At 70.0% G+C, this 23,301-nt stretch carries 23 protein-coding genes; 14 read left to right on the top strand and 9 right to left on the bottom strand.

Annotation, left to right across the window (positions count from 1 at the left end):
* Positions 1 to 27: 27 nt before the first annotated feature.
* The 3 genes from A3862_RS25715 (at position 28) to A3862_RS25705 (ending at position 2,856) form a co-directional block, all read left to right on the top strand.
* On the top strand, positions 28 to 552 hold the full coding sequence (locus tag A3862_RS25715) for a hypothetical protein (protein WP_043347940.1): 525 nt from the start codon (positions 28 to 30) through the stop codon (positions 550 to 552).
* Between the two features lie 127 nt (positions 553 to 679).
* Positions 680 to 1,984, top strand: a complete 1,305-nt coding sequence (locus A3862_RS25710) for an MFS transporter (RefSeq protein WP_043383458.1) — start codon at positions 680 to 682, stop codon at positions 1,982 to 1,984.
* Positions 1,985 to 1,986: 2 nt separating this feature from the next.
* Positions 1,987 to 2,856 carry an amidohydrolase family protein gene (locus tag A3862_RS25705; protein ID WP_043347936.1) on the top strand — a complete coding sequence of 290 codons (870 nt, stop codon included), beginning with the start codon at positions 1,987 to 1,989 and terminating at the stop codon, positions 2,854 to 2,856.
* An 83-nt stretch (positions 2,857 to 2,939) separates the two neighbouring features.
* Here A3862_RS25705 and A3862_RS25700 read toward each other — a convergent pair whose 3' ends face one another.
* Together A3862_RS25700 and A3862_RS25695 are read right to left on the bottom strand one after the other, a co-directional pair.
* Positions 2,940 to 3,137: a hypothetical protein gene (locus A3862_RS25700; RefSeq protein ID WP_043383461.1), complete on the bottom strand. Its 198-nt coding sequence runs from the start codon at positions 3,135 to 3,137 to the stop codon at positions 2,940 to 2,942.
* 104 nt (positions 3,138 to 3,241) lie between these two features.
* Positions 3,242 to 3,802 (bottom strand): cupin domain-containing protein, encoded by a 561-nt coding sequence (locus A3862_RS25695; protein ID WP_012318079.1) that lies wholly within the window; start codon positions 3,800 to 3,802, stop codon positions 3,242 to 3,244.
* 167 nt (positions 3,803 to 3,969) lie between these two features.
* On the opposite strand from A3862_RS25695, the gene A3862_RS25690 reads away from it, so the two are divergent.
* Positions 3,970 to 5,304, top strand: a complete 1,335-nt coding sequence (locus tag A3862_RS25690) for an aspartate aminotransferase family protein (RefSeq protein ID WP_043347931.1) — start codon at positions 3,970 to 3,972, stop codon at positions 5,302 to 5,304.
* Positions 5,305 to 5,535: 231 nt separating this feature from the next.
* Positions 5,536 to 6,597 (top strand): SDR family oxidoreductase, encoded by a 1,062-nt coding sequence (locus tag A3862_RS25685; RefSeq protein WP_043383463.1) that lies wholly within the window; start codon positions 5,536 to 5,538, stop codon positions 6,595 to 6,597.
* A gap of 107 nt (positions 6,598 to 6,704) precedes the next feature.
* Here the strand turns inward: A3862_RS25685 and A3862_RS25680 are convergent, their stop codons facing one another.
* Positions 6,705 to 7,997 (bottom strand): ArgE/DapE family deacylase, encoded by a 1,293-nt coding sequence (locus A3862_RS25680; protein WP_043756169.1) that lies wholly within the window; start codon positions 7,995 to 7,997, stop codon positions 6,705 to 6,707.
* An 86-nt stretch (positions 7,998 to 8,083) separates the two neighbouring features.
* Complete coding sequence (locus A3862_RS25675; protein ID WP_043756171.1) at positions 8,084 to 8,968, bottom strand: LysR family transcriptional regulator; 885 nt, start codon at positions 8,966 to 8,968, stop codon at positions 8,084 to 8,086.
* Between the two features lie 136 nt (positions 8,969 to 9,104).
* On the opposite strand from A3862_RS25675, the gene A3862_RS25670 reads away from it, so the two are divergent.
* The 4 genes from A3862_RS25670 to A3862_RS25655 all read left to right on the top strand — a co-directional run bounded on the left by A3862_RS25670 (position 9,105) and on the right by A3862_RS25655 (position 12,014).
* Positions 9,105 to 10,088, top strand: coding sequence for an NAD(P)H-dependent flavin oxidoreductase (locus A3862_RS25670; protein ID WP_043756173.1), 984 nt, complete (start codon positions 9,105 to 9,107; stop codon positions 10,086 to 10,088).
* 110 nt (positions 10,089 to 10,198) lie between these two features.
* The gene (locus A3862_RS25665; protein ID WP_043383475.1) at positions 10,199 to 10,834 is read left to right on the top strand and encodes a L,D-transpeptidase; all 636 of its coding nucleotides are present in this window, start codon (positions 10,199 to 10,201) and stop codon (positions 10,832 to 10,834) included.
* A gap of 152 nt (positions 10,835 to 10,986) precedes the next feature.
* Positions 10,987 to 11,472: an SRPBCC family protein gene (locus A3862_RS25660; protein WP_043347923.1), complete on the top strand. Its 486-nt coding sequence runs from the start codon at positions 10,987 to 10,989 to the stop codon at positions 11,470 to 11,472.
* A gap of 197 nt (positions 11,473 to 11,669) precedes the next feature.
* Positions 11,670 to 12,014, top strand: a complete 345-nt coding sequence (locus A3862_RS25655) for a hypothetical protein (RefSeq protein ID WP_081948680.1) — start codon at positions 11,670 to 11,672, stop codon at positions 12,012 to 12,014.
* A 254-nt stretch (positions 12,015 to 12,268) separates the two neighbouring features.
* On the opposite strand, the gene fdhE is transcribed toward A3862_RS25655, so the two are convergent.
* The 5 genes from fdhE to A3862_RS25625 all read right to left on the bottom strand — a co-directional run bounded on the left by fdhE (position 12,269) and on the right by A3862_RS25625 (position 18,718).
* Positions 12,269 to 13,264 (bottom strand): formate dehydrogenase accessory protein FdhE, encoded by a 996-nt coding sequence (fdhE, locus tag A3862_RS25650; RefSeq protein WP_052083560.1) that lies wholly within the window; start codon positions 13,262 to 13,264, stop codon positions 12,269 to 12,271.
* Positions 13,265 to 13,267: 3 nt separating this feature from the next.
* Complete coding sequence (locus A3862_RS25645; RefSeq protein WP_075379820.1) at positions 13,268 to 13,990, bottom strand: formate dehydrogenase subunit gamma; 723 nt, start codon at positions 13,988 to 13,990, stop codon at positions 13,268 to 13,270.
* A 200-nt stretch (positions 13,991 to 14,190) separates the two neighbouring features.
* Positions 14,191 to 15,126, bottom strand: a complete 936-nt coding sequence (gene fdxH, locus A3862_RS25640; RefSeq protein WP_043756175.1) for a formate dehydrogenase subunit beta — start codon at positions 15,124 to 15,126, stop codon at positions 14,191 to 14,193.
* Between the two features lie 13 nt (positions 15,127 to 15,139).
* Positions 15,140 to 18,220 (bottom strand): formate dehydrogenase-N subunit alpha, encoded by a 3,081-nt coding sequence (gene fdnG, locus A3862_RS25635; protein ID WP_100793919.1) that lies wholly within the window; start codon positions 18,218 to 18,220, stop codon positions 15,140 to 15,142.
* 156 nt (positions 18,221 to 18,376) lie between these two features.
* Positions 18,377 to 18,718 carry a hypothetical protein gene (locus A3862_RS25625; protein WP_043347895.1) on the bottom strand — a complete coding sequence of 114 codons (342 nt, stop codon included), beginning with the start codon at positions 18,716 to 18,718 and terminating at the stop codon, positions 18,377 to 18,379.
* Between the two features lie 191 nt (positions 18,719 to 18,909).
* Between A3862_RS25625 and A3862_RS25620 the strand changes: the two genes are divergently transcribed.
* From A3862_RS25620 to A3862_RS25600, 5 genes are all read left to right on the top strand, one after another.
* Positions 18,910 to 19,095, top strand: coding sequence for a NepR family anti-sigma factor (locus A3862_RS25620; RefSeq protein ID WP_043756179.1), 186 nt, complete (start codon positions 18,910 to 18,912; stop codon positions 19,093 to 19,095).
* Between the two features lie 385 nt (positions 19,096 to 19,480).
* Complete coding sequence (locus A3862_RS25615; protein ID WP_043347916.1) at positions 19,481 to 20,518, top strand: sulfate ABC transporter substrate-binding protein; 1,038 nt, start codon at positions 19,481 to 19,483, stop codon at positions 20,516 to 20,518.
* A 10-nt stretch (positions 20,519 to 20,528) separates the two neighbouring features.
* Entirely contained in the window at positions 20,529 to 21,383 is an 855-nt protein-coding gene (cysT, locus tag A3862_RS25610; protein WP_043347891.1) for a sulfate ABC transporter permease subunit CysT, read from the top strand.
* Positions 21,376 to 22,257: a sulfate ABC transporter permease subunit CysW gene (gene cysW, locus A3862_RS25605; protein ID WP_043347889.1), complete on the top strand. Its 882-nt coding sequence runs from the start codon at positions 21,376 to 21,378 to the stop codon at positions 22,255 to 22,257. Before cysT ends, cysW begins: the two co-directional genes overlap by 8 nt.
* Before the next feature lie 58 nt (positions 22,258 to 22,315).
* A complete protein-coding gene (locus A3862_RS25600) occupies positions 22,316 to 23,299 on the top strand; it encodes a sulfate/molybdate ABC transporter ATP-binding protein (RefSeq protein ID WP_043347886.1) in 984 nt (327 codons plus the stop codon).
* The last annotated feature ends 2 nt before the right edge of the window (positions 23,300 to 23,301 follow it).

Genomic DNA, 23,301 nt, shown 5'->3' with positions numbered 1-23,301 from the left:
GGGCATTTTTTCCACGGAGATGACGTGATGAAGGGTGCAGTGCTCGGATCGGCCCTGCTGGCGGCGGGTGCCCTGGTTCTGGCGCCGGCCAGCGCGGACGCGCGTGGCTTCGGCGGCGGCGGCTTCCATGGCGGCGGCTTCGGAGGCGGATTCCACGGCGGCGGCTTCGGCGGCGGCGGCTTCCGTGGCGGCGGGTTCGGGGGATTCCGCAACGGCGGCTTCGGCGGCGGCTTCCGCGGCGCCGGCTTCCGTCCGGGCGGCTTCGGCTACGGCCGCGGCTTCTACGGTCGGGGATACGGCTGGCGGGGCGGCTACGGCTATCGCGGCGGCTACGGCTACGGCCTCGGCGGCCTGGGTCTCGGCGTCGGGCTCGGCCTCGCGGCCGGCAGCCTCTACGGCGGCTATGGCTACGGCTATCCGGGCTACGGCTACGGCGGCTACTACGCGCCGGCCGCCTACGATTACGGCTACGGCGGCGGCTGCTACACCGTCCCGCGGGTGCGCTGGACCCCCTACGGCTACCGCCGGGTCCTGGTCGAACGCTGCTACTGAGCGTCATCGACAGCGAAAAGAATGGGACAGGCCGCCTCCGGGCGGCCTTTTCCTTGCGTGGCCCGCCGCATCGTTGGACAGCTCAGCCTGGGACGCCGATACTGGTATCCGGCGGCGGGAGACGGTGATGAGTTCAGCAACCGGGCAGGGGCGCGCGGCCGTGGAGGTGGTCGAGATCCGCGACGCCAGCCTCACCGCCTTCTATCGTTCGATGACCCCGCCGGAGCGGCACACCTTCTGGGCCTGCGCGGCCGGCTGGTGCCTCGACGGCATGGACTTCATGATCTACCCGCTGGTGATCGGGACGATCATGGCCCTGTGGCACGTGGATGCCGGCACGGCCGGTCTCGCCGCCACGGTGACGCTGCTGGCCTCGGCGCTGGGCGGCTGGCTCGCGGGCTTCATCGCCGACCGGATCGGCCGGGTTCTGACCCTGCAGATCACCATCCTGTGGTTTTCCTTCTTCTCCCTGCTCTGCGCCTTCGTGCAGAATTTCGAGCAGCTCCTCGTGGCCCGGGCGATCCTGGGCCTCGGCTTCGGCGGCGAGTGGGCGGCCGGCGCCGTGCTGATCGGCGAGACCATCCGGGCCGAGTATCGCGGCCGGGCGGTCGGCTCCGTCCAGTCCGGCTGGGCCATCGGCTGGGGGCTGGCGGTCCTGTCGCAGGCGGTGACCTTCTCGCTGCTGCCCCCCGAGATCGCGTGGCGCTGGATGTTCGCGGTGGGCGCCCTGCCGGCCCTGCTGATCTTCTACCTGCGCCGCTACGTCCAGGAGCCGCAGGTCGCCGCCGAGACCCGCGCCCGGGCCATCGCCACCGGCGACCGGCCGAAGATCTGGGAGATTTTCTCCGGGCCGATCCTCAAGACCACCCTGCTCGCCTCGCTGGCGGCGGCGGGCTGCCAGGGCGGCTATTACGCGATCACCACCTGGGTGCCGCGCTTCCTCACCACCGAGCGCGGCCTGTCGGTGGTGTCCTCCACCGGCTACCTCGCGGCGCTGATCATCGGCTCGTTCACCGGCTACCTGGTCGGCGCCTGGCTCGCCGACCGGCTCGGGCGGCGGCCGCTGTTCCTGATCTTCTCGCTGGGCGCCATCGCGGTGATCGTCGCCTACACGCAGATCCCGCTCTCCAACAGCGTGCTCTGGGTGCTGGGCTTCCCCCTCGGGTTCTTCGCCTCCGGCTACTTCTCCGGCATGGGCGCCTTCCTGACCGAGCTCTACCCGACCCGCCTGCGCGGCTCGGGGCAGGGCTTCTGCTACAATTTCGGCCGGGGCGTCGGCGCCCTGTTCCCGGCGCTGGTCGGCTTCCTCGCCGAGCGCGCCGGCCTCGCCTCGGCCATCGCGATCTTCGCGGCCATCGCCTACGGGATCTTCTTCCTGGCGGCCTTCGCGCTGCCCGAGACCCGCGGCCGGGTCCTGCACGCGGATACCTGACCATGCCGGAGATCCGAGACTGCCCCGCCCCGGATCCGCATCCGGGCGGGCCCACCCGCTACCGGGTGCCCGCCGGCGCGGTCGACACCCACGCCCACGTGATCGGCCTGCCGCCGGCCTATCCGCTGGTGGCCGACCGCAGCTACACGCCCCCGGCCGCCCCGGCGGACCGGTATCTCGCGATGCTCGACGCCACCGGCATGGCCAACGGCGTACTGGTCCAGGTCAGCGTCCACGGCACCGACAACCGGCTGATGGTGGAGACGCTCCGGGCCAACCGGGAGCGTCTGCGCGGCATCGCGGTGATCCCGCTCGGCCTGCCCGACGGGGAACTCGCCGCCCTCAAGGAGGCCGGAGTGGTCGGCCTGCGGCTCAACGTTCTGTTCGGCGGCGGGGTCGGGCTGGATCAGGTCGAGTCCTACGGGGCGCTCGCCCGCGAGATGGGCTGGCACCTCCAGTTCCTGCTCGATGCCCGTGAACTGCCGCCCATCGCGGGCCGCCTGTCGCGGCTGCCGGTGCCGCTGGTCTTCGACCATATGGGCCATATGCCGACCTCGGCCGGCGTGGACCATCCGGGCTTCCGGGCGCTGCTCGGCCTCGTCGCCGACGGCAACTGGGTGAAGCTGTCGGGCGCCTTCCGGGATTCCGTGACCGGTCCGCCCTACGCCGACACGATCCCGTTCGCCCGCGCCCTCAACGACGCCGCCCCCGAGCGCTGTCTCTGGGGCTCGGACTGGCCGCACGTGGCCGCCTGGGACGGGCCGCCCCGGACCGCGACGCTCCTCGACCTGATGGCCGACTGGGTGCCGGACGCGGATCGGCGCCGGATGGTCTTCGCCGACAACCCGCGCCGGCTCTACGGATTCGGGTAGGGCAGGGGTTCAACGCCGGCCGGAGACCATGCCGTCTGCGCGCGCGGAATTCGTTCGCGCCGCCGGCAAGGCGGGGGCCCCGGTCAAACCCGCAGGTCGACGCTCAGTCCCTGTCCGGGGGGCGCCGGGGGACTGGCGCTTGCCGCGCTCTGGGCGCTGTCCGCGACGAGCCCGGCGACGGCCTTGTCGGCCGCGAGCTGCTGCTTGGCGACGGCGATGCCGATCTGCTGGTTCTGGGACGAGCCCAGCATCTGAACGGCGGTGGCGGCCAGGGTATCCATGACCCTCTTCTAATCCTCCCGCCTGAATCCCGCGTTACGCAGATCCGGGGCTTTCGAGCGAATCCGGATCAATCGGCCCGGACGGCACCGCGGGCGGCCTGCCGTCAGAAGCTCGGCGGCGTGCAGGCGCTCACCACCTCGCAGGGGTTGGGCCCGACGCAGCGGAACCGGTGCGGGCGGCGGCTGTCGAAGCTGTAGGCGTCGCCGGGGCCGAGGATCCGGCGCTCGGCGTCCACCGTCACCTCCAGGCGGCCGGAGAGCACGATGCCACCCTCCTCGCCCTCGTGGGAGAGCGGCACCCGGCCGGTATCGGCCCCGGGCTCGTAGCGCTCCTTGAGGATCTGGAGCTTGCGGCCGAACAGGCTGTCGCCGACCTGGCGGTACGAGATCGCCCCCTTGGCGGCCCGGCGGCCGATCTCGGTCAGCTCCTCGGCGGCGAAGAACGCCTTGCGCTCCGGCTCCGGCTCCAGGGCGAAGAACTCGGCCATGCCGATCGGCACCCCGTCGAGGATCCGCTTGAGCGCACCCACCGACGGGTTCACCCGGTTCGCCTCGATCAGCGAGATCGCCGAGTTGGTCACGCCGGCGCGCTTGGCGAGCGTCCGCTGCGACAGGCCGTGGCGGGCGCGCACGAAGCGCAGGCGCGCGCCGACATCGATGCTCATCCGGCTCAGGCCCGTTTCAGGTGTTGCGGATCCCGCAACGGTGCCACCCGCGGCCCCATTCCTGCAAGGGGTTGGCGGCGACCAGAAAAGGACTTGTTGCCCGATCGGCGAAGGTGTCCCCTGGTCCCGCCGCCCGATCCGCGCCGCCCGCCCCGGAGAACCGCCCCATGACCGACCATCCGCTCCGCAACACGCCCGCGATGGACGCCTTCTGGATGCCGTTCACGGCCAACCGCCAGTTCAAGGCGGCGCCACGCCTGCTCGTGTCGGCCGAGGGCATGCACTACACCGCCGATGACGGCCGCTCAGTCCTCGACGGCACCGCGGGCCTCTGGTGCGTCAATGCCGGCCACGGGCGCCGGGGCATCGCGGCGGCCGTGGAGCGCCAGCTCGCGACCCTCGACTTCGCCCCGACCTTCCAGATGGGCCACCCGATCGCGTTCGAATTCGCCGAACGCCTCGCCGAGATCGCCCCGGGCGGCCCCGACAAGCGCCTCGACCGGGTGTTCTTCACCAATTCCGGCTCGGAATCGGTCGACACGGCCCTCAAGATCGCGCTGGCCTACCAGCGGGCGATCGGGCAGGGGACCCGCACCCGGCTGATCGGCCGCGAGCGCGGCTATCACGGCGTCGGCTTCGGCGGGCTCTCGGTCGGCGGCATCGTGTCGAACCGCCGGGTCTTCCCGCAGCTCAACGGCACCGACCACCTGCGCCACACCCACGACCCGGCCCGCAACGCCTTCGTGAAGGGCCAGCCCGAGCACGGGGCGGAACTCGCCGAGGATCTGGAGCGGCTGGTGGCCCTCCACGGGGCCGAGACCATCGCGGCCTGCATCGTCGAGCCGGTGGCGGGCTCCACGGGGGTGCTGATCCCGCCGAAGGGCTACCTGGAGCGCCTGCGCGAGATCTGCACGAAGCACGGCATCCTGCTGATCTTCGACGAGGTCATTTCCGGATTTGGCCGCCTCGGCGCGCCGTTCGCGACCGACTTCTTCGGCGTCGTCCCGGACCTCGTGACCAGCGCCAAGGGCCTGACCAACGGCACGGTGCCGATGGGCGCGGTCTTCGCGAGCCGGGCGGTCCATGACGGGCTGATGCACGGCCCGGACGGGATCGAGCTGTTCCACGGCTACACCTATTCCGGGCATCCGGTCGCCTGCGCGGCCGGCATCGCCACGCTGGACATCTACCGGGACGAGGGGCTGCTGACCCGCGTCACCGACATCGCCGACGACTGGGCCGCGGCGATGCACGACCTGCGCGGGCGCAAGAACGTCATCGACATCCGCACCATCGGGCTGATCGCCGGCATCGAGCTGGCGCCGCGGCCGGACGCGCCCGGCAAGCGCGCCTACGAGGTGTTCGTGGACTGCTTCGAGCGCGGCCTGCTCACCCGGGTGACCGGCGACATCATCGCACTGTCGCCGCCGCTGATCATCGAGCGCGGCCAGATCGGCGAGATCGTGGACGTCCTGGGCGCGGCGATCGACCGGGCCGCCTGAGAGCGCTATCCGCCTTTGCGAGCGCAGCGAAGCAATCCAGGGTCGCGCCATGCTTAAGGATGTCGCGCTGCCCTGGGTCGCGTCGCTGCGCACGCGGTGACGGAGAGGGGTGACGCGATCCCGCAACCCTTGCGGTCCGCACAGGCGCCCCCGGCGCGCGGTGGGGTTGTCGCGACACTGCCGACGCCCATCTGCCCCGGACCCGGATTTGAGCCGGGCATGAGGGTTTCTATGTCGAACACCGCCCTGATCGTCGGCGCCAGCGGCATCGTCGGCAGCGCCACCGCGGCGCTGCTCCATCAGGAGGGCTGGCAGGTTGCCGGCCTCGCCCGTCACCCGGTGCGGCAGGACGGCGTCGCGCCAGTGGCCGGCGACCTGCAGGATCCGGCCTCCCTGGCGCGGGCGCTCGCCGACATCGCCCCGTCCCACGTGTTCCTGGCGACCTGGCAGCGGCGTCCCACCGAGGCGGAGATGATCCGCATCAACCGGGCCATGATCGAGAACCTGCTCGAGGCCCTGCGCCCGAAGGGCAGCGTCCGCCACGTCGCCCTGGTGACGGGGCTGAAGCACTATCTCGGCCCGTTCGAGGCCTACGGCAAAGGCCGCCTGCCGCAGACGCCGTTCCGCGAGGACCAGGGCCGGCTCGATATCGAGAACTTCTATTACGCCCAGGAGGACGCGGTCTTCGCGGCCGCCGCGCGCGACGGCTTCACCTGGAGCGTCCACCGCCCGCACACGATCATCGGCAAGGCGGTGGGCAACGCCATGAACATGGGCACGACGCTCGCCTGCTACGCCACCCTGTGCCGGGAGCTGGGGCGGCCGTTCGTGTTCCCGGGCTCGGCCGTACAGTGGAACGGGCTCACCGACATGACCGACGCGCGGTTGCTCGCCCGCCAGCTGCTCTGGGCCTCCACGGAGCCGAAGGCGGCGAACGAAGCCTTCAACGTCGTCAACGGCGACGTCTTCCGCTGGAGCTGGATGTGGGGCCGGATCGCCGACTGGTTCGGGATCGAGGCGGTGCCCTTCGACGGCACGCACCGGCCGCTCGAGCCCCGGATGGCGCAGGACGGGCCGGCCTGGGCGGAGATCGCCGCGCGGCATGGGCTCGCCGAGCCGAACCTCGAGAAGCTGGCCTCCCCCTGGCACACGGATGCCGATCTCGGCCGGCCGATTGAGGTCGTCACCGACATGAGCAAGAGCCGGCGCCTCGGCTTCACGGCCTACCAGCCCACGGACGACGCGTTCTTCGACCTGTTCGGCCGGCTCCGGGCGGACCGGCTGATCCCCTGAGCCGGGGCTGTCCGGTCAGCGCGCGTCGCGCTGCGAAGAAAGCACGCGCACCAAGCCCTCTCCCCTGCGGGGGGAGGGAACCCGCCCCCGACCCCGGCCTGCCGACCTCAGGCGGCCTTGCGCTCGGTCCCGCACCACTCGGCCACGAACAGCGCCATGGCGGTGGTGCAGCGTTGCACGGAGGCCAGGCTCACCCGCTCGTCGAAGCCGTGGATGTTCTGGGCGGTCGGACCGTAGCAGAGCGCCGGCACCCGGTCGTAGAGGGCGTGCACGCGGGTATCGAGGTAGGAGGGCGACGTGAAGCTCTGCAGCGGCGAACCGATCGCCCGCGCGTGGGCGCGGCCGAGCACGGCCTCGGCCTCGGAGCCCGCCTCCAGCACGTAGCCCTCGACGAAGAAGCCGTTGAAGACCACGCGCGGCGGATTGTTGGCCAGGAACGGGTCGCTACGGGCGAAGCGCGACACCGCCGCCTCGATCTCGGCGGCGGCCTGGGCGGCGGTCACGCCCGGATAGAGCGCGATGCGGCAGTGGATCCGGCACCAGGCCGGGACCGAGGAGGCCCAGTCGCCGCCCTCGATCTTGCCGATATTGAGATTGATCGGGTGGTCCTCGTTCTCGAAATGCGGGTGCGCGCTCGTCTCGGCGTTCCAGCGGGCCTCGACCTCCCGGAGCGCGCCGATCACCCGGTAGGTGGCGTCGATGGCGTTGGCGCCCGCCCCCATCTCGCGGACGTGGACCGGCACGCCCCGGACCTCCACGGCGAACCAGAGCACGCCGGTATTGGCGCGCACGAGCTTCTCGTCCTCGGGCTCGGGGATCAGCACGGCGTCGGCCCGGTAGCCGCGCAGATGGGTCATCAGCGCGCCGTTGCCGGTCGATTCCTCCTCGACCACCGACTGCACCGTCACGGAGGCCGCCGGCTGCAGGCCGAGGCGGGCCAGGGCGTCGAGGGCGAACAGGTTCGCGGCGTGTCCCGCCTTCATGTCGCCGGCCCCGCGGCCGTATAGCCAGTCGCCCTCGACGACCGGGTCGAAGGGCCGATGGGTCCAGAGATCGAGCGGGCCGGTCGGCACCACGTCGACATGCGCCTGCAGGATCAGCGAGCGCCCGGTCTCGGTGTTCGGGCGGTGGTGGCAGACGACGATCGGCGCGTCCGAATGGAGGGCGTCATCGATCTTGGAGCCCCCCGGATGCGCCGCGATGGCGGCGCGGTCCATGGCGAAGCGCTCGGTCGCGTAGCCCCGGGCGCGGAATTGCGCGAAGACGTAATCCTGGCAGGCATGCTCCGCGCCCCGCAGGGAGGCGAACCGGACCAGAGCCTGCGTGTGGGCGACCTGATCGGCAAAGCCCTCCGCCACGGACGCTTCGATCTCGGCGGCGAGGGTGGGGTCGAGGGCCATGGGAACTCCGAACCGTCTGTGGCCGAAGGAGGCCCCCGGGCTCGGGCCGCTGTCAACCGGCGGTCGGTGAGGCATGGTCCGTGCCGTCAGGCCGGGAAGGCTGCGCGGATCTGCTCGGCAAACCGCATGAACGCCGCGCTCGGCTGGCTGTCCCTGCGGTGGACCAGCAGGGTCTGGGCATGTCCGTCGCCATCCGGAAGCGGATGGACCGATACGCGCCCGGCGCGGCGGGCGGGCTCCGCGACGACGCGCGGGATCAACGTCACGCCCAATCCGGCGGCCACGCAGCCGAGGATGCCGTCGAGGGTCCCGAATTCCATGCGGCGGACATGCACGAGGCCCTGCCGGGCCAGAAAGTCCTCCAGGCGCCTCCGGTACGTGCAGCCGGCCCGGAACACGAGCACCTTCGCCTCCCGCGCGCGGCCCAGCCGGTCGAGCAGCGCCGCCGGGTCGCCGACGGCCGGATGCGCCACCAGCACCAGGTCCTCCGTGAGCACCGGGATCGCGACGAGGTCGGCCTGAATGACCGGACCGGCGACGAAAGCCCCTTCGAGGACCCTGTCGAGAACCCGGGCGATCAGCTGCTCCGTCGGGCCGGTCTCCAGCTCGATGTCCACCTCCGGGTGGCGGGCGGCGAAGGCGGCGAGCGGACCAGGCAGGCGCAGGGCCGCGGTCGTCTCCATGGCGCCGATCCGCAGCGGTCCGCGCGGCTCGCCCTCGGAGAGCAGCGCATGCCGCGCCTCCGACAGCAGCCGCCCGACCTGGATCGCGTAGGGCAGGAGCCGCTCTCCGGCCCGGGTCAGCGTCACCCCACGGCTGCCGCGGTGGAAGAGCGGCACCTGCAGGGCCTGCTCCAGCGCCCGGATCCGCCCGGTGACGTTCGACTGCACGGTGTTGAGCCGGGCCGCCGCGCGCCCGATGCCGCCGGTCTCGGCGACGGCGGCGAAGAACATCAGGTCGGTGCTGTTCATGCCATCTGCTTTCGCGATGACATCCTTCTGAAGGAATCATTTTTTCTGCGTCAAGCGGGTCGATAAGCCTGAGATCCCGTCGGCGGCGCCGCGTGCGCGACCGAGGGTCGAGCCGGATGCGAAGCGGGGAGGGACCATGGCTCTGAGGACACGACTCACCGAGGCGTTCGGGCTGCGCCATCCGGTCGTGCTGGCCCCCATGGACCCGGCATCGGGCGGGGCCCTGGCTGCGGCCGTGAGCGCGGCCGGCGGACTCGGGCTGATCGGCGGCGGCTACGGCGATCACGACCGGCTCCAGCGGGAGTTCGCCGCCGCCGGCAACCAACGGATCGGCTGCGGCTTCATCACGTGGTCCATGGCCCGGGACCCGTCGCTCCTCGACGCGGTGCTCGCCCGCGCCCCCGCCGCCCTGATGCTCTCCTTCGCCGATCCCGCCCCCTTCGCCGCGCGGATCCGGGCGGCCGGCGTGCCCCTGATCTGCCAGGTTCACACCCTCGCGCATGCCCGGCGCGCCCTGGAGGTCGGTGCGGCCGTCGTGGTCGCCCAGGGGACGGAGGCTGGCGGCCACGGGCTCGCCGCGCGCGGGACGATGGCCTTCGTGCCCGTCGTCGCCGATCTGATCGCCCGGGAGCACCCGGAGACCCTGCTGCTGGCGGCGGGCGGCATCGCCGATGGCCGCGGTCTCGCCGCAGCCCTGGCCCTCGGGGCCGACGGCGTGCTCGTGGGCACGCGGTTCTGGGCGACCCGGGAAGCCCTGATCCACCCGGCCGCGAAGCAGCGGGTGCTCGCCGCGACCGGCGACGACACGGTGCGCACGCGGGTCTACGACATCGCCCGGCAGCGGCCCTGGCCGGCATCCTATACCGGCCGGCTCCTGCGCAACGCCTTCATCGACACCTGGCACGGCCGCGAGGACGCGCTTCACGCGGCCGCCGCCGAGCGGCGACGGGACGTGGAGGAGGCCGACGCGGCGGGCGATTACGATGTCGCCAACGTCACGGTCGGGGAGGCCGTCGGGCTGATCGAGGATCTGCCCGGGGCCGGCGACGTGGTGCGGCGGATCGCCGACGAGGCGGAGGCCGCGATCCGCCGCAGCGCCGGCCACATGGCGGCGCCGTGACGGCCTCGGCAAAGCGTGACTACGCAGGGCCGGAGCCGGCCGGAACCTCGGCGTTGCCAACGGCTTAGCGTGACGGCAAACCGCCGCGGTTGTTCACGCCGGAGTCGTCCATGCGTATCGGTCTGATCTCGGTCCTGTCCGGCCTGCTCCTGTGGAGCGCGACCCCAGGCGCAGCCCGCGCGGATGTGGTCGTGAACGTCGACAAGACCACCCAGCGCATGGAGGTTTCGGTCAACGGCCAGCCGCGTTATTCCTGGCCCGTTTCCACCGGCGTCGCGAGCTACGACACCCCGTCCGGCTCCTACCGGCCCTTCCGGATGGAGCGGACGCATTTCTCGAAGGAGTGGGACGACGCCCCCATGCCCTTCGCGATGTTCTTCACCACCCAGGGCCACGCCATTCACGGCACCAATCATGTCCGCAGCCTGGGGCGTGCGGCCTCGCACGGCTGCGTGCGCCTGTCGGTGCGCAACGCCGCGACCCTGTTCAACCTCGTCAAGGCCGAGGGCGTCGGCCGGACGCGGGTCGTGATCGAGGGCGCGGACGTCCCGATGGCGGATCGGGGCCAGCGGGGGACGCGCGTCGCCCGGCGCCGCAACCCCTATCAGCCGGACGATCTGCTGGCGGACAACGATCAGATGGGCCGCCGGTCGCTGCCGGCGTATTATCGTCCCGCCGGGTCCGGCTACGCGCCCGCAACCGTCTACGGATACCCGGCCGAGACCGACGGGATGGACGGCTGGTAGCCCGGCCTCGGACGGCATCGTCCAGGCACGATCGTCATGCGCGGCCGCCGCGACCCATTGCCGAGAGCGTGATGCCGGCCTAGCTCCTGCGCGGCCATCAGAGCCCCTCGCGGCCGATGCTGCGATTTCAGACGGACGGAGACACCCCCAAGATGCCCTTCGCTTTCTGCCGCTCCCTCCCCTTTGCCGCCCTGGCGCTCGCGGCGGCCACCGTGCCGGGTTACGCCCTTGAGGTGACGCGCTCGGCCGACATCGCCGCGCCCCCGGCCAAGGTCTGGCAGACCATCGGCGAGTTCTGCGGCATCGGCGACTGGCATCCCGCCATCGAGAAGTGCGTCCTGTCCGACAAGGACGGCATGAAGGTCCGAACCCTCAGCCTGAAGGGCGGCGGCACCATCAAGGAGGAGCAGGTCTCCCGGGACGACAAGGTGATGAGCTACACCTACACGATCCTGGAGAGCCCGCTGCCGGTCTCGGACTACAAGTCCACGCTCTCGGTCGCCCCCGCGGAATCCGGCTCAAAAGTGACTTGGACCGGGACCTTCAACGCCAAGGGCGCGCCGGACACGGTCGCCAAGGACGCGATCCAGGGCATCTACGATTCCGGCCTGAAGGCGATCTCCGAGAAAGCGAAGTAGGCTCCGTCACGATTCGGAGCGCGCTGCCGGACCCGGTCGGCGGCAGCGCGCGCCAACCTCTTCTGAAGACAGCCTGTTTCGCGGTCTCGACCCTGACCGCCCGCCGGCCGCGCCCGATCGGCCTGCGGCCGGGGCGATTGACCCACTGCCAAGCTCGGCTCACAACCCCGGCGGCGCAGCCCGTGCGCCCCAACAGGATGACAGCCGTGCCCGCGTCCCGTCGATCGATGCGTCTCAGCCTCGCCGCCCTCGCCGTCGCGGCGTTGGGCGCCTGTCAGCAGCGCGCTGCGCCCGCGGTCTCCGAGCCCTCGCCCGTCATTCCGGCCCCGATCGTCCTGCCGACGGGCAGCGGCTGCGGCCCTGAGATCGCCCGGACCAAGGCGATCGTCGACAGCGACGTGGCCACCGGCAATCTCAACAAGCCCGTGGGCGACCGCTTCGGCGCCGACCTCGCCCAGGCCGCGGCGGAATGCGCGGCCGGCAAGTCCGGCGAAGCCCTGCACCTGCTCGCCGCCGCCAAGAGCCGGTATGGCTATCGCTGAGCGGACGCGGCCGGTCCGACCCGCTCGCGCAGGATCGGCCGCATCCACTTGACGGGCTGAGCTTTGCGGCATCCCGAGCGGTTCCGACCCGCCCCCATCCGGAAGCGGTGGAGCGTTGCCGAGCCTGCACGAAGGGCCGTCCAGCCGGCCACGCCGCTTTCTGCAGGCCGCCGTCGCGGCCGTGGATGCGGGTGTGTTCGCACGGGGGTGCGGTCCGGGACGTAAACCGCGCCGGCGCGGATGCCAGAGTCCGGCTAGATCACGAAGAGCAGGTTCAGTCCGGCCCGCCGAAACCCTTCCTCGGCGATCTTCAGATCGAGCCCATAGGACGCGATGTCGTCCGCGACCGGGTCGAGGGTCGGCGCCCGGTGCTGGTGCAGGTGCTTGATGTAGCTGTGGCAGGTCGTGCAGGTCTCGACCTGGACGTCCTTCGAGACCTCGTCGAGGCCGTAATAGCTGACGCCCTCGCCGTCGCCGCAGGCGGTGCAGCGGATCCGGACGTGATTCCAATACGTGCCGCAGAGCGAGCAGCTCAGGTAACGCGCCTTGTCGGCCGGGGTCCAGGCGACGATGACGCTCGCCACAGGCGCGCCGCCGCAGCAGGGGCAGACCCCGTCGGCCACGGGCTTCAGGGTCTTCGTGTCGAGCCGCGCAGCCTGCTCGGCAAGACGGACCTGCAGGGCCGCCGAGACGAACACGCATTCGGCGATCCGGTCCACCGGCAGCGCACCCTCGAAGACCTGGAGGGCCAGATCGAGGCGATCCTCCCGGGACGCCGCACGCAGGCTGTCGCGCGCCGCGACCGAGGCCTCAGGCGCCGTCGTGAGGTCGAGTTCGGCGAGCAGCGCCAGGAGCCCGTCGTCGAACCCCTGGTCCGCCTCGAGGCTATGCCGCGACAGGGGCGGCATGCCGTGCTCGCTCCGCAGCGCCAGATCGGAGGCCTCTGGAAGCGATGCCGGCGGCCCCTCCGCCTGGATCACGGCCTGAGCCCGGGCGACCTCGGCGACGAACCGGAGATAGGCCTCCATGGGATGCCCGGGGGCCGCCTCGAGAAGGCGCGCGGACCGGTCGGCGAACAGCCGTGCGGGATCGGGCAGGCGGACGAAGGGCACCGACCCGGAGATCCCGATCTTGTCGGGATCGGGCTTCAGCTCGCTGAAATCCCGGCGGCGGGGGCTCGTCGCGGGTGCTGCGGTCGGCGTCTCATCCGCGGCCGGAGCCGCGGATTTCCGCTTGAAGAAACGGGCCAAGGCTCAGGATCCGCGCTTGTCCACCGAACCCCGGCGGCCCGTGCCGCCGGCCATCTGACGGAACCACTTGCGGTGATGGCGGTAGGCCCAGCCGCCCGTGACCGTGCCGCGGACCATCGCCCGGCCGGTGCCGCGGACCCAGATGCCGGCGTAGATGTGCACCACGATGATCGCGATGGCGATCACCGCGGCGAGGGAGTGGGCCAGAAGCGCCCAGCGCTGGGTCTCGATGGAGGTGAGGCCGCCGAAATAGGTGTTCCAGATCACGAGCCCGGTGACGAACATCACGCCGATCAGCGCGGTCTGCCCCCAGAACACGCCCTTCTGTCCGGCATTGTACTTGCCGAGCTCCGGGAGCCGGTCCTCACGGTTGGTGACCACGTCGCCGATATGCTTCGTCCACTCGACATCGTCCTTGTTGGGGATGTTGAGCTTCCAGAAGCGCACGAACAGGAAGAAGAAGCTGACCGCCAGCGCCACGCCGAACCAGGGATGGATCGCCCGGGTCGCCTGCCCGCCACCGAACAGGCCGGTGAGCGAGAACAGGTAGGGCGTGAACATCGCCAGGCCCGACAGGGTCAGCAGCGTGAACAGGATCGCGGTGATCCAGTGGTTCACGCGCTGCACGCCGGTGTAGCGCGGGACGTACAGCACCTCCGTCGCCTCGGACTTGGCGTGGTGCAGGGGGCGGGGATCGCCGTCCCGGATGTCGCGGTGGATCGTCATCGACCTTCACTCGCCTGATGCGGCGCCGGCCCCGCATCGCGGCGGAGGGGGCTCTCGGAAACTCAAGATAGGGGCTGTCGGCCCCGCCGTCTTCGATTCCCCGATCCCTGCGTCGTCGGAGGGGACCGCGGATCTCCTCTCCCCTGCGGGAGAGGGCGTCCGTCGCGTTGCCCGGGCCGCAGAGCGACCCGGGCTTGGTCTCAGTGCGGCCTGGCCTCGCCGCCGCCGGTCTCGCGGCGCTTGGCCTCGTCGTATTCGACCGCCTCTTCCTCCTCTTCGGGCACGACCTCGTTGGGGCCGGCCGTCACGTAGTGGAAGAAGCCCGCCACCGCGGCGAAGCCCATGGCAGCGAGACCGAACACCTTCGCTCCGCCCTTCCAGAAGGCGACGAGCGGCGAGATCTTCGGGTCGTTCGGCAGACCGGCGTAGAGGCTCGGTTGGTCGGCGTGGTGCAGCACGTACATGACGTGCGTGCCGCCGACGCCGGCCGGGTCGTAGAGGCCGGCATGCGCGAAGCCGCGCGACTTCAGATCCTCGACGCGGTCATGCGCCTGGTCGATCATGGCCTGCTTGGTGCCGAACATGATCGAGCCGGTCGGGCAGGCCTTGGCGCAGGCCGGAGCCTGACCCACCGCCACCCGGTCCGAGCACAGGGTGCACTTGTACGCCTTGTGGTCGGTCTGGCTGATGCGCGGGATGTTAAAGGGGCAACCCTTCACGCAATAGCCGCAGCCGATGCAGTTCTCCTCGATGAAGTCGACGATGCCGTTGGAGTACTGCACGATGGCGCCGGGGGACGGGCAGGCCTTCAGGCAGCCCGGCTCGGTGCAGTGCATGCAGCCGTCCTTGCGGATCAGCCATTCGAGGTTCTGGGTCTCGGGGTTCTCGTACTCGGTGAACCGCATCAGGGTCCACGACTTCGGGGTGAGGTCGTGGGGGTTCTGATACGTGCCCGTGTTGACGCCGATATCGTCGCGGAGGTCGTTCCACTCCTCGCAGGCCGATTGGCAGGCCTTGCAGCCGATGCACTTCGACACGTCGATGAGCTTGGCGACCTCCACCTGGCGGCGGATCTCCGGCGGCGTCTCCGTGGAGGCGGAACGCTGGCGGATGTCGAGGGAGCTGTAGTCAGCCATGATTCAGCTCCCCTTACGCGACGGCATCGGACGGAGGCGTGGTCGGCTCGATATTCACGAGCCAGGCCTTGAACTCCGGCGTCTCGGTATTCGCGTCGCCCACGACCGGCGTGAGCGAGTTCGGGTGCCATCCTTTCTTGGTGTGGCCCATGAAGCCCCAGTGCTGCGGGATGCCGACGACGTGGACCGGCTTGCCGTCGCAGATCAGCGGCTTGATGCGCTTCGTCACCACGGCCTTCGCCTTCAGGGAGCCGCGCTTCGACCAGACGCGGACCCAGCCGCCCTTGGCGATGCCCTTCTCCTTGGCGAGTTCCTCCGAGATCTCCACGAAGGCCTCCGGCTGGAGGATCGCGTTGATCCGGGCGTGCTTGGTCCAGCCGTGGAAGTGCTCGGTCAGGCGGTAGCTCGTCGCCGCGTAGGGGAAGTCCTTCGCGTCGCCGAGATCGGCCAGGTCGTCCTTGAAGATGCGAGCCGCGGGCGCGCCCTTGATCTTCGGGAAGGCGACGTTCTGCACCGGGGACTCGAAGGGCTCGTAGTGCGTCGGGAACGGCCCGTCGCGCATGAGTCCACGGGTCCACAGGCGGGCGACGCCCTCCTGGTTGAGGATGAACGGACCGACGCCCTTATCGGGGGCGACGGTGACGCCGTAATCCGGCACGTCGAAGCCGATCCACTGCTTGCCGTTCCACTCGATGAGCTTCTTCTTCTCCGACCACGGACGACCCTCGGGGTCGCACGAGGCGCGGTTGTAGAGCACGCGCCGGTTGGCCGGCCACGCGAAGGCCCAGTTGGGCGCGATGCCGCGATCGCCGGGATCGGTGTTGTCCCGGCGGGCCATCATGTTGCCCTTCTCGGTGTAGCAGCCCGAGTAGATCCAGCAGCCGCAGGCCGTGGTGCCGTCGTCCTTGAGCTGGGCGAAGCCGTCGACCTGCTTGCCCGCCGGGATGACGGTCCCGTTGAGATCCGGCGTCGGCGCGAGCGTGTAGCCGTTGAGCTCGCGGGCGAGCTCCGTGGGCGTCGGCGACTCGGCGATCGCGTAGTCCCACTTCAGATTGACGATGGGGTCGGAGAAGGCCCCGCCGTCCTTCTTATAGGCTCCGCGGATGCGCAGGAAGATCTCCGACATGATCTCGATGTCGGAGCGGCACTCCCCCGGCGCGTCCTGGGCCTGCCAGTGCCATTGCAGCCACCGGCTGGAGTTCGACAGCGAGCCTTCCTCCTCCACGAACAGAGTGGTCGGCAGTTCGAACACCTCGGTCTGGATCTTGGTCGGATCGACGTCGTTGTACTCGCCGTGGTTCTCCCAGAACCGCGCCGTCTCGGTCTTGAGCGGATCCATCACCACCAAGAATTTCATCTTGGAGAAGGCTTCCGTCATCTTGGCGCGGTTCGGGAACGACAGCAGGGGGTTGAAGCCCTGGATGACGTAGCCGGTCATCTTGCCCTGCTTGGCGAGCTCGAACCCACGCAGCACGTCGTAGGTCGGCACGTCGAGCTTGGGCAGGTAGTCGTAGGCCCAGTCGTTCTCTTTCTGGGCCTTGTCGCCCCACATCGCCTTCTGGAACGAGACGAAGAACTTGTTGTAGTTCTGCCAGTAGCTCGTCTGCCCCGGGCGCAGCGGCTTGAACTGTCGCTTGGCGATGTAGCTCGCGTAGTCGGGCTCCTTCTCCACGGGGATGTTCAGATAGCCGGGGATGAGATTGCTCATCAGCCCGATATCGGTCAGCCCCTGGATGTTGGAGTGGCCGCGCAGGGCGTTCATGCCACCGCCCAGCATGCCGATGTTGCCCAGCAGCGTCTGCACGATGCACATCGAGCGGATGTTCTGCGAGCCCTTGGAATGGTGCGTCCAGCCGAGGGCGTAGAGCGACGTCATCACCCGGTCGGGCGCGGCCGTCGTGGCGATCAGCTCGCAGACCTTGAGGAAGGTGTCCTTGGGCGAGCCGCAGATCTTCTCCACCATCTCGGGCGTGTAGAGCGCCACGTGCTTCTTCAGGAGCTGCATGACGCAGCGCGGGTGCTGCAGCGTCTCGTCGACCACGGCGTAGCCGTCGGGACCGATCTCGTAGTCCCAGGTGGTCTTGTCGTAGTCGCGCTTGTCCGCGTCGTAGCCCGCGAACAGACCCTCGCTGAAGTCGTAGCCCTCGCGGACCACGTACCCGGCGTTGGTGTAGGCGGAGACGTAGCGGTGCTGCAGCTTGTCGTTGTCGAGCAGGTACTTGGCCACGCCCGACAGGAACGCGATATCGGTCCCCTGCCGGATCGGGCAGTAGAGATCGGCCACCGACGCCGTGCGGGTGAAGCGCGGATCGACGACGATCAGCTTGGCGTTGTTATGGGCCTTCGCCTCGACGACCCACTTGAAGCCGCAGGGGTGAGCCTCGGCGGCATTGCCGCCCATCACGGTGATCACGTCCGCGTGCTTGATGTCCATCCAGAGGTTGGTCATCGCACCGCGTCCGAAGGAGGGCGCCAAACTGGCGACCGACGGACCGTGTCAAACCCTGGCCTGATTGTCGAAGACCAGGGCCCCCATGCTTCGGACGGTCTTGTAGGTCAGCCACGCCGTCTCGTTGGTCGTGGCCGAGGCCGCCAGGAATCCGGTCGTGGTCCAGCGGTTGACCGTGAGATCGCCGTTCTTGGCCACGAAGTTCTTGTCGCGGTCCTCCTTCATGAGCTTCGCGATCCGGTCGAGGGCGAAGTCCCAGGAGACGCGCTTGAACTCCGAGGAGCCCGGGGCGCGATGAAGCGGGTACTTGGTCCGGGTCTCGGCGTGCACGAAGTCGAGGAGCGCCGAGCCCTTGGGGCAGAGCGTGCCGCGGTTGATCGGATGATCGGGGTCACCCTCGATGTGCATCACCGAGGAGCGCGCGTTCTTCGAGCGATCGCCCAGGCTGTACAGGATGACGCCACACGCGACCGAGCAATACGGGCACGTGTTGCGGGTCTCGCGCATCTGCGCGAGCTTGAAGGGCCGCACCGCGGCGGCCATAGCGGGCTCGAGTCCCCCGAACCCGAGGGCACCCAGCGAGCCGCCCGCGAGGCCGGCGCCGGCCCCCTTGAGCAGGCCACGCCTTGAGACCTGGACAGTCATCTCCGCCTCACAGAAAAGCGATCTGGTATAATTCCAGGGTGTCCCAAAAAAGCCCGCGCGAGGCAAGTGCGGTTGCGTGACACAGCAAGTCCCTGTGTCTCGGACGAAGCACCACGTTCGTCCGAGCCGGTATCATCCTGCCGAGAAACGATTTCTTTACTTGCTGGGGATCGCCGGATTCATCCCCGAGGGGCTCGCCGTGCGGTGCTCCAGGGGAGCCTGCGGCTCCGTGGCGGACGAGCCGCCGGGATTGGCCTGCGGAACCGGGCGGTTGGCGTTTTCCTTGGTCGATTGGCCGCCCGGGTCGGGCGCATCCTTGGCGGCCGATTGCTCGCGGGGAACCGGCGCCTGGCTCCAGCCGTCCTGGGCGCTGCGGGATTTGTCGCCCATCGCGTCGACACCCTTGATCTCGCCCGGCTTGGTCTGCGCGAGGCACGGGGTGCCGACCGTCACCGCCCCGAGGAGCACCAGCATCATCAGGGGAATCGAGCGAGGCAAGGGACGTCTCCGGGGAACGGGCAGGGGGATGCGCGGGCAACGTGCCCTGCACCGCCCCAGTTCCGGCCTGCGACACCGCCCCTCCGAGAGGCCGCCGGATCGGACGACCCGTCGATGCGCCGGCGTCGGTGACGGCTCCTTAACCACGCCCTGCAACGCTGCGTGCTGGCAGGTGCGAGGATCGCCCCATCATGTCGAAGCCGCATCCGGAGCGCGCCTCCGAACTCGAACAGATTCCAGAAGCAGCGCCGCTCCCCCCCGGCGTCCGCCGCCATCTCGGCCAGACGTTGCGCACACTCTATACCGATACGCTCTCGGCCCCCGTCGACGAGCGCCTCAAGGCCCTGATCGCCCAGCTCAGCAAGCCGAAGCGCTGACGCAGCCCGCCACCGGCGCGATCGCCGGACATCCGGATGGGACAGGGCAGGGACCCCGCGTCGCACCGCCAGCGCCTCACGCCCCCCCCCGACGGAGGCCCACTGAAGTGCGCCAGCGCACATAAGATTGTTCGTTCTGAGAAACCCGATCCGGCATTGCGATTCTTCTCCTGTCGCGGAGATCCGGAGAAGATCCATGCGTTCTGGCGGCCTACTGCGCTGATCCGCCTTGCATTCCGGCCGACGACGCCGTTCCTGAGCGAGCGATGCCATCCCGCGTGCCCGCGTCCGAGGCTTGACTTCGTTCGGTAAAAAGAACGATTTCCGGCCTCCGGGGATGCAGGTCCCCTGGATCGCAATCGCGCATGGCGGGGGATCGGACGTGATGAAGAACGCTGCAGGTCGCGGCCGGATGGCCCGGGCGATCGGGTTCTCCCTGCTGGCGGGTGCCGGCCTGTGGGCCTGCGTGCTGCCGGCCGCGGCCGAGACCGCGCTCCTCAACGTCTCGTACGATCCGACCCGCGAGCTCTATCGGGAGATCAACGCCGCCTTCGCGGAGGAGTGGAAGGCGAAGACCGGCGAAGCGATCACGATACGGGCCTCGCATGGCGGGTCGGGGGCGCAGGCGCGCACGGTGATCGACGGCGTCGACGCCGACGTGGTCACCCTCGGCATCCCGTCCGACATCGACGCGATCGCCAAGCTCACGCACAAGATCCCGGAGGATTGGCGCAGCAAGCTACCCAACACCGCCACGCCCTACACCTCGACGGTGGTGTTCCTCGTCCGCAAGGGCAACCCGAAGGGCATCAAGGACTGGGCCGACCTGATCAAGCCCGACGTCAAGGTGATCACCCCGAACCCGAAGACGTCCGCCGGCGGGCGCTGGAACTTCCTCGCCGCCTGGGGCTACGCCTACGGGACCGACAAGGACGCCGCCAAGGCCGACGCCTTCGTCGGGCAGGTCTACAAGAACGTCCCGGTGCTCGACACCGGCGCCCGCGGCTCGACCGTGACCTTCGCCCAGCGCGGGCTCGGCGACGTGCTCCCCACCTGGGAGAACGAGGCCTACCTCGTGCTCCAGGAATTCGGGGCCGACAAGTTCGACATCGTCTCGCCGCCGAGCTCGATCTACGCCGAGCCGCCGGTGGCCCTCGTGGCGGTCAACGCCGAGCGGAAGGGCACCACCAAGGCCGCGCAGGCCTATCTCGACTTCCTCTACACCGACCGCGCCCAGGCGATCTTCGCCAAGCACCATTACCGGCCGATCCGCCGGGAGGCGGCCGCCCAGGCCGACCTCGCCCAGCTGCCCGACATCAAGCTGTTCAAGATCGAGGATCTCCAGGGCTCCTGGGACGAGATCCAGAAGCGGAACTTCGATGCCGGCGGTCTGTTCGATCGGCTGAGCCGGGCCGGCCGCTGAAGGGCGCATCATGGTCGAGACGCACCGCCCCCGATGGACATTCCGTCGGCCGAGCGTGATCCCGGGCTTCGGGATCAGCTTCGGCTACACCCTGACCTGCCTTGGGCTGATCGTGCTCCTGCCACTCGCCGGGCTGGTTGTGAAGGCGTCGGGGCTGGGCCTGTCCGGCATCTGGGACGTCGCCACAGACCCGCGGGTGGCGAGCGCCCTGCGGATCAGCTTCGGCGTCTCGGCGCTCGCGGCCCTCGTGGCCTCGACCTTCGGCTTCCTCGTGGCCTGGGTTCTGACCCGCTACCGCTTCCCCGGCCGCAAGCTGGTCGACGCGGCGGTCGACCTGCCCTTCGCGCTGCCGACCGCGGTCGCCGGTATCGCGCTCGCCTCGCTCTACGCGCCGGACGGGCTGCTCGGCGCGCCCCTCGCACGCCTCGGCATCCAGGCGGCCTACACGCCGTTGGGCATCTTCATCGCCATGGTGTTCATCGGCCTGCCCTTCGCCGTGCGGACCGTCCAGCCGCTGATCGCCGAAATCGACAAGGAGATCGAAGAGGCCTCCGCGACCCTCGGGGCGACGCGGTTCGCCACCCTGACCAGGGTCGTGCTGCCGCCGCTGATTCCGGCCGTGCTCACCGGCTTCGCCCTGGCCTTCGCCCGGGGCGTCGGCGAGTACGGCTCGATCATCTTCATCGCCGGCAACCTGCCCTACGTGTCGGAAATCGCGCCGCTGCTGATCGTCATCAAGCTCTCCGAGTTCGATTACGGGGGCGCGGCGGCCATCGCCACGATCATGCTCGGCATCTCGTTCCTGACGCTGCTGGCCATCAACCTGATCCAGGCCTGGTCACGGAGGCGGTTCGGCTATGTCTGAGATCTTCTCGCCCGCCTTCGTGCCGGCCACCAAGCAGGGTCCGGTCGCCTCCGAGGGAGCCGCGACCCGCACGGTCCTGATCGGGATCGCGGTTGCGTTCCTGGCGCTGTTCCTTGTTCTGCCGCTGTTCGCGGTCTTCATCCAGGCCTTCTCGAAGGGGCTCGGAGCCTTCCTGGACGCGTTCCGCGAGCCCGACGCCTGGAGCGCGATCCGCCTGACGCTCACGGTGGCGGCGATCGCGGTGCCGTTCAACGTGGTGTTCGGGCTGGCGGCCTCCTGGGCGATCGCCAAGTTCGAGTTCCCCGGCAAATCGCTGCTGATCACCCTGATCGACCTGCCGTTCTCGGTCTCGCCAGTGGTCTCGGGGATGATCTACGTGCTGCTGTTCGGCTCGCAGGGCCTGTTCGGCTCCTGGCTGATCGATCACGGCATCCAGATCCTGTTCGCGCTGCCGGGGATCGTGCTCGCCACAGTGTTCGTGACCTTCCCGTTCGTCGCCCGCGAGCTGATCCCGCTGATGCAGGAGCAGGGCACCGCCGAGGAAGAGGCGGCGCTGACGCTCGGCGCCTCGGGCCTGCACGCGTTCCGCACGGTGACGCTGCCCAATATCCGCTGGGGCCTGCTCTACAGCGTGCTCCTCTGCAATGCCCGGGCGATGGGCGAATTCGGCGCGGTGTCGGTGGTGTCGGGCCACATCCGCGGCCTGACCAACACCATCCCACTCCACGTGGAGATCCTCTATAATGAGTACAACTTCGTCGCCGCATTCGCCGTCGCTTCGCTCCTCGCCGTCCTTGCCCTCATCACCCTCGTCCTCAAATCCGTCCTCGAATGGCGCTTCGCGGGGGAGCTCGCGGGCGGCCGGTCTCACTGACCGGCCCTCCACGGCCATCCGGGTCGAGAACGTCTCGAAGACCTTCGACACGGCCGCGGTGCTGCACGACCTCTCCCTCGACGTGCGGGCGGGCGAGCTGATCGGATTGCTGGGCCCCTCGGGCTCGGGCAAGACGACGCTGCTGCGGATCATCGCCGGCCTCGACGCGCCGGACAGAGGACGCATCCTGTTCGGGGACGACGACGCGACCGGGCTCGCCGTGCAGGAGCGCGCGGTGGGCTTCGTGTTCCAGCACTACGCCCTGTTCAAGCACATGAGCGTGGCCGACAACATCGCCTACGGCCTGAACGCGCGCCGCCGGGCCGACCGGCCGGCCAAGGCCGAGATCAAGCGCCGGGTCGGCGACCTCCTCGACCTGATCCGGCTCTCGGGCTTCGGCGACCGCTACCCGTCGCAGCTCTCCGGCGGCCAGCGCCAGCGGGTGGCGCTCGCCCGGGCGCTCGCCGTCGAGCCGCGGGTCCTCCTGCTGGACGAGCCCTTCGGCGCCCTGGATGCTCAGGTCCGCAAGGACCTGCGCCGCTGGCTGCGCGAGATCCACGACCGCACCGGCCAGACCACGATCTTCGTCACCCACGACCAGGACGAGGCCCTGGAGCTGTCGGACCGCGTGGCGGTGCTCGACCGCGGGCGGCTGGAGCAGGTGGGCACCCCCGACGAGGTGCAGGAGAACCCGGCCTCCGCCACCGTGATGAAGTTCCTCGGCGATTCCGTCGAGGTGGAGGCCATCGCCGAGGGCGGCCGGGTGCTGGTCCGGGGCCGGGAGACGCCGGTTGCGGCGCCGGCCGGGACCATCGGTCCGGTCAAGCTCTACGTCCGGCCCTGGCAGTTGCAGCTCGCCGAGCCCGAGGCCGCGCATCTCTCCGGCACCGTGCGCAGCTCGTACAGGACGCAGGGGCGTCAGCGGATCGAGGTGGTCGATGCCGAGGGGCGCGTGCTCGCGGTGGAGGATTTCGACGGGGTCCGCTACGCGGCCGGGCACCCGGTGGGCCTGCGGATCAACGGCGGCCACGTGTTCGGGTGACG

Origin of the sequence: Methylobacterium sp. XJLW, assembly GCF_003254375.1 — a bacterium.
Lineage (GTDB): Bacteria > Pseudomonadota > Alphaproteobacteria > Rhizobiales > Beijerinckiaceae > Methylobacterium > Methylobacterium fujisawaense.
This window is presented reverse-complemented; position numbering and strand designations above follow the sequence as displayed.

Excerpts from the sequence above, each read along its gene's own strand:
- A3862_RS25715 (WP_043347940.1), top strand. The coding sequence starts at position 28 with ATGAAGGGTGCAGTGCTCGGATCGGCCCTGCTGGCGGCGGGTGCCCTG.
- A3862_RS25710 (WP_043383458.1), top strand. The coding sequence starts at position 680 with ATGAGTTCAGCAACCGGGCAGGGGCGCGCGGCCGTGGAGGTGGTCGAG.
- A3862_RS25705 (WP_043347936.1), top strand. The coding sequence starts at position 1,987 with ATGCCGGAGATCCGAGACTGCCCCGCCCCGGATCCGCATCCGGGCGGG.
- A3862_RS25700 (WP_043383461.1), bottom strand. The coding sequence starts at position 3,137 with ATGGATACCCTGGCCGCCACCGCCGTTCAGATGCTGGGCTCGTCCCAG.
- A3862_RS25695 (WP_012318079.1), bottom strand. The coding sequence starts at position 3,802 with ATGAGCATCGATGTCGGCGCGCGCCTGCGCTTCGTGCGCGCCCGCCAC.
- A3862_RS25690 (WP_043347931.1), top strand. The coding sequence starts at position 3,970 with ATGACCGACCATCCGCTCCGCAACACGCCCGCGATGGACGCCTTCTGG.
- A3862_RS25685 (WP_043383463.1), top strand. The coding sequence starts at position 5,536 with ATGTCGAACACCGCCCTGATCGTCGGCGCCAGCGGCATCGTCGGCAGC.
- A3862_RS25680 (WP_043756169.1), bottom strand. The coding sequence starts at position 7,997 with ATGGCCCTCGACCCCACCCTCGCCGCCGAGATCGAAGCGTCCGTGGCG.
- A3862_RS25675 (WP_043756171.1), bottom strand. The coding sequence starts at position 8,968 with ATGAACAGCACCGACCTGATGTTCTTCGCCGCCGTCGCCGAGACCGGC.
- A3862_RS25670 (WP_043756173.1), top strand. The coding sequence starts at position 9,105 with ATGGCTCTGAGGACACGACTCACCGAGGCGTTCGGGCTGCGCCATCCG.
- A3862_RS25665 (WP_043383475.1), top strand. The coding sequence starts at position 10,199 with ATGCGTATCGGTCTGATCTCGGTCCTGTCCGGCCTGCTCCTGTGGAGC.
- A3862_RS25660 (WP_043347923.1), top strand. The coding sequence starts at position 10,987 with ATGCCCTTCGCTTTCTGCCGCTCCCTCCCCTTTGCCGCCCTGGCGCTC.
- A3862_RS25655 (WP_081948680.1), top strand. The coding sequence starts at position 11,670 with ATGACAGCCGTGCCCGCGTCCCGTCGATCGATGCGTCTCAGCCTCGCC.
- A3862_RS25645 (WP_075379820.1), bottom strand. The coding sequence starts at position 13,990 with ATGACGATCCACCGCGACATCCGGGACGGCGATCCCCGCCCCCTGCAC.
- fdxH (WP_043756175.1), bottom strand. The coding sequence starts at position 15,126 with ATGGCTGACTACAGCTCCCTCGACATCCGCCAGCGTTCCGCCTCCACG.
- A3862_RS25620 (WP_043756179.1), top strand. The coding sequence starts at position 18,910 with ATGTCGAAGCCGCATCCGGAGCGCGCCTCCGAACTCGAACAGATTCCA.
- A3862_RS25615 (WP_043347916.1), top strand. The coding sequence starts at position 19,481 with ATGAAGAACGCTGCAGGTCGCGGCCGGATGGCCCGGGCGATCGGGTTC.
- cysT (WP_043347891.1), top strand. The coding sequence starts at position 20,529 with ATGGTCGAGACGCACCGCCCCCGATGGACATTCCGTCGGCCGAGCGTG.
- cysW (WP_043347889.1), top strand. The coding sequence starts at position 21,376 with ATGTCTGAGATCTTCTCGCCCGCCTTCGTGCCGGCCACCAAGCAGGGT.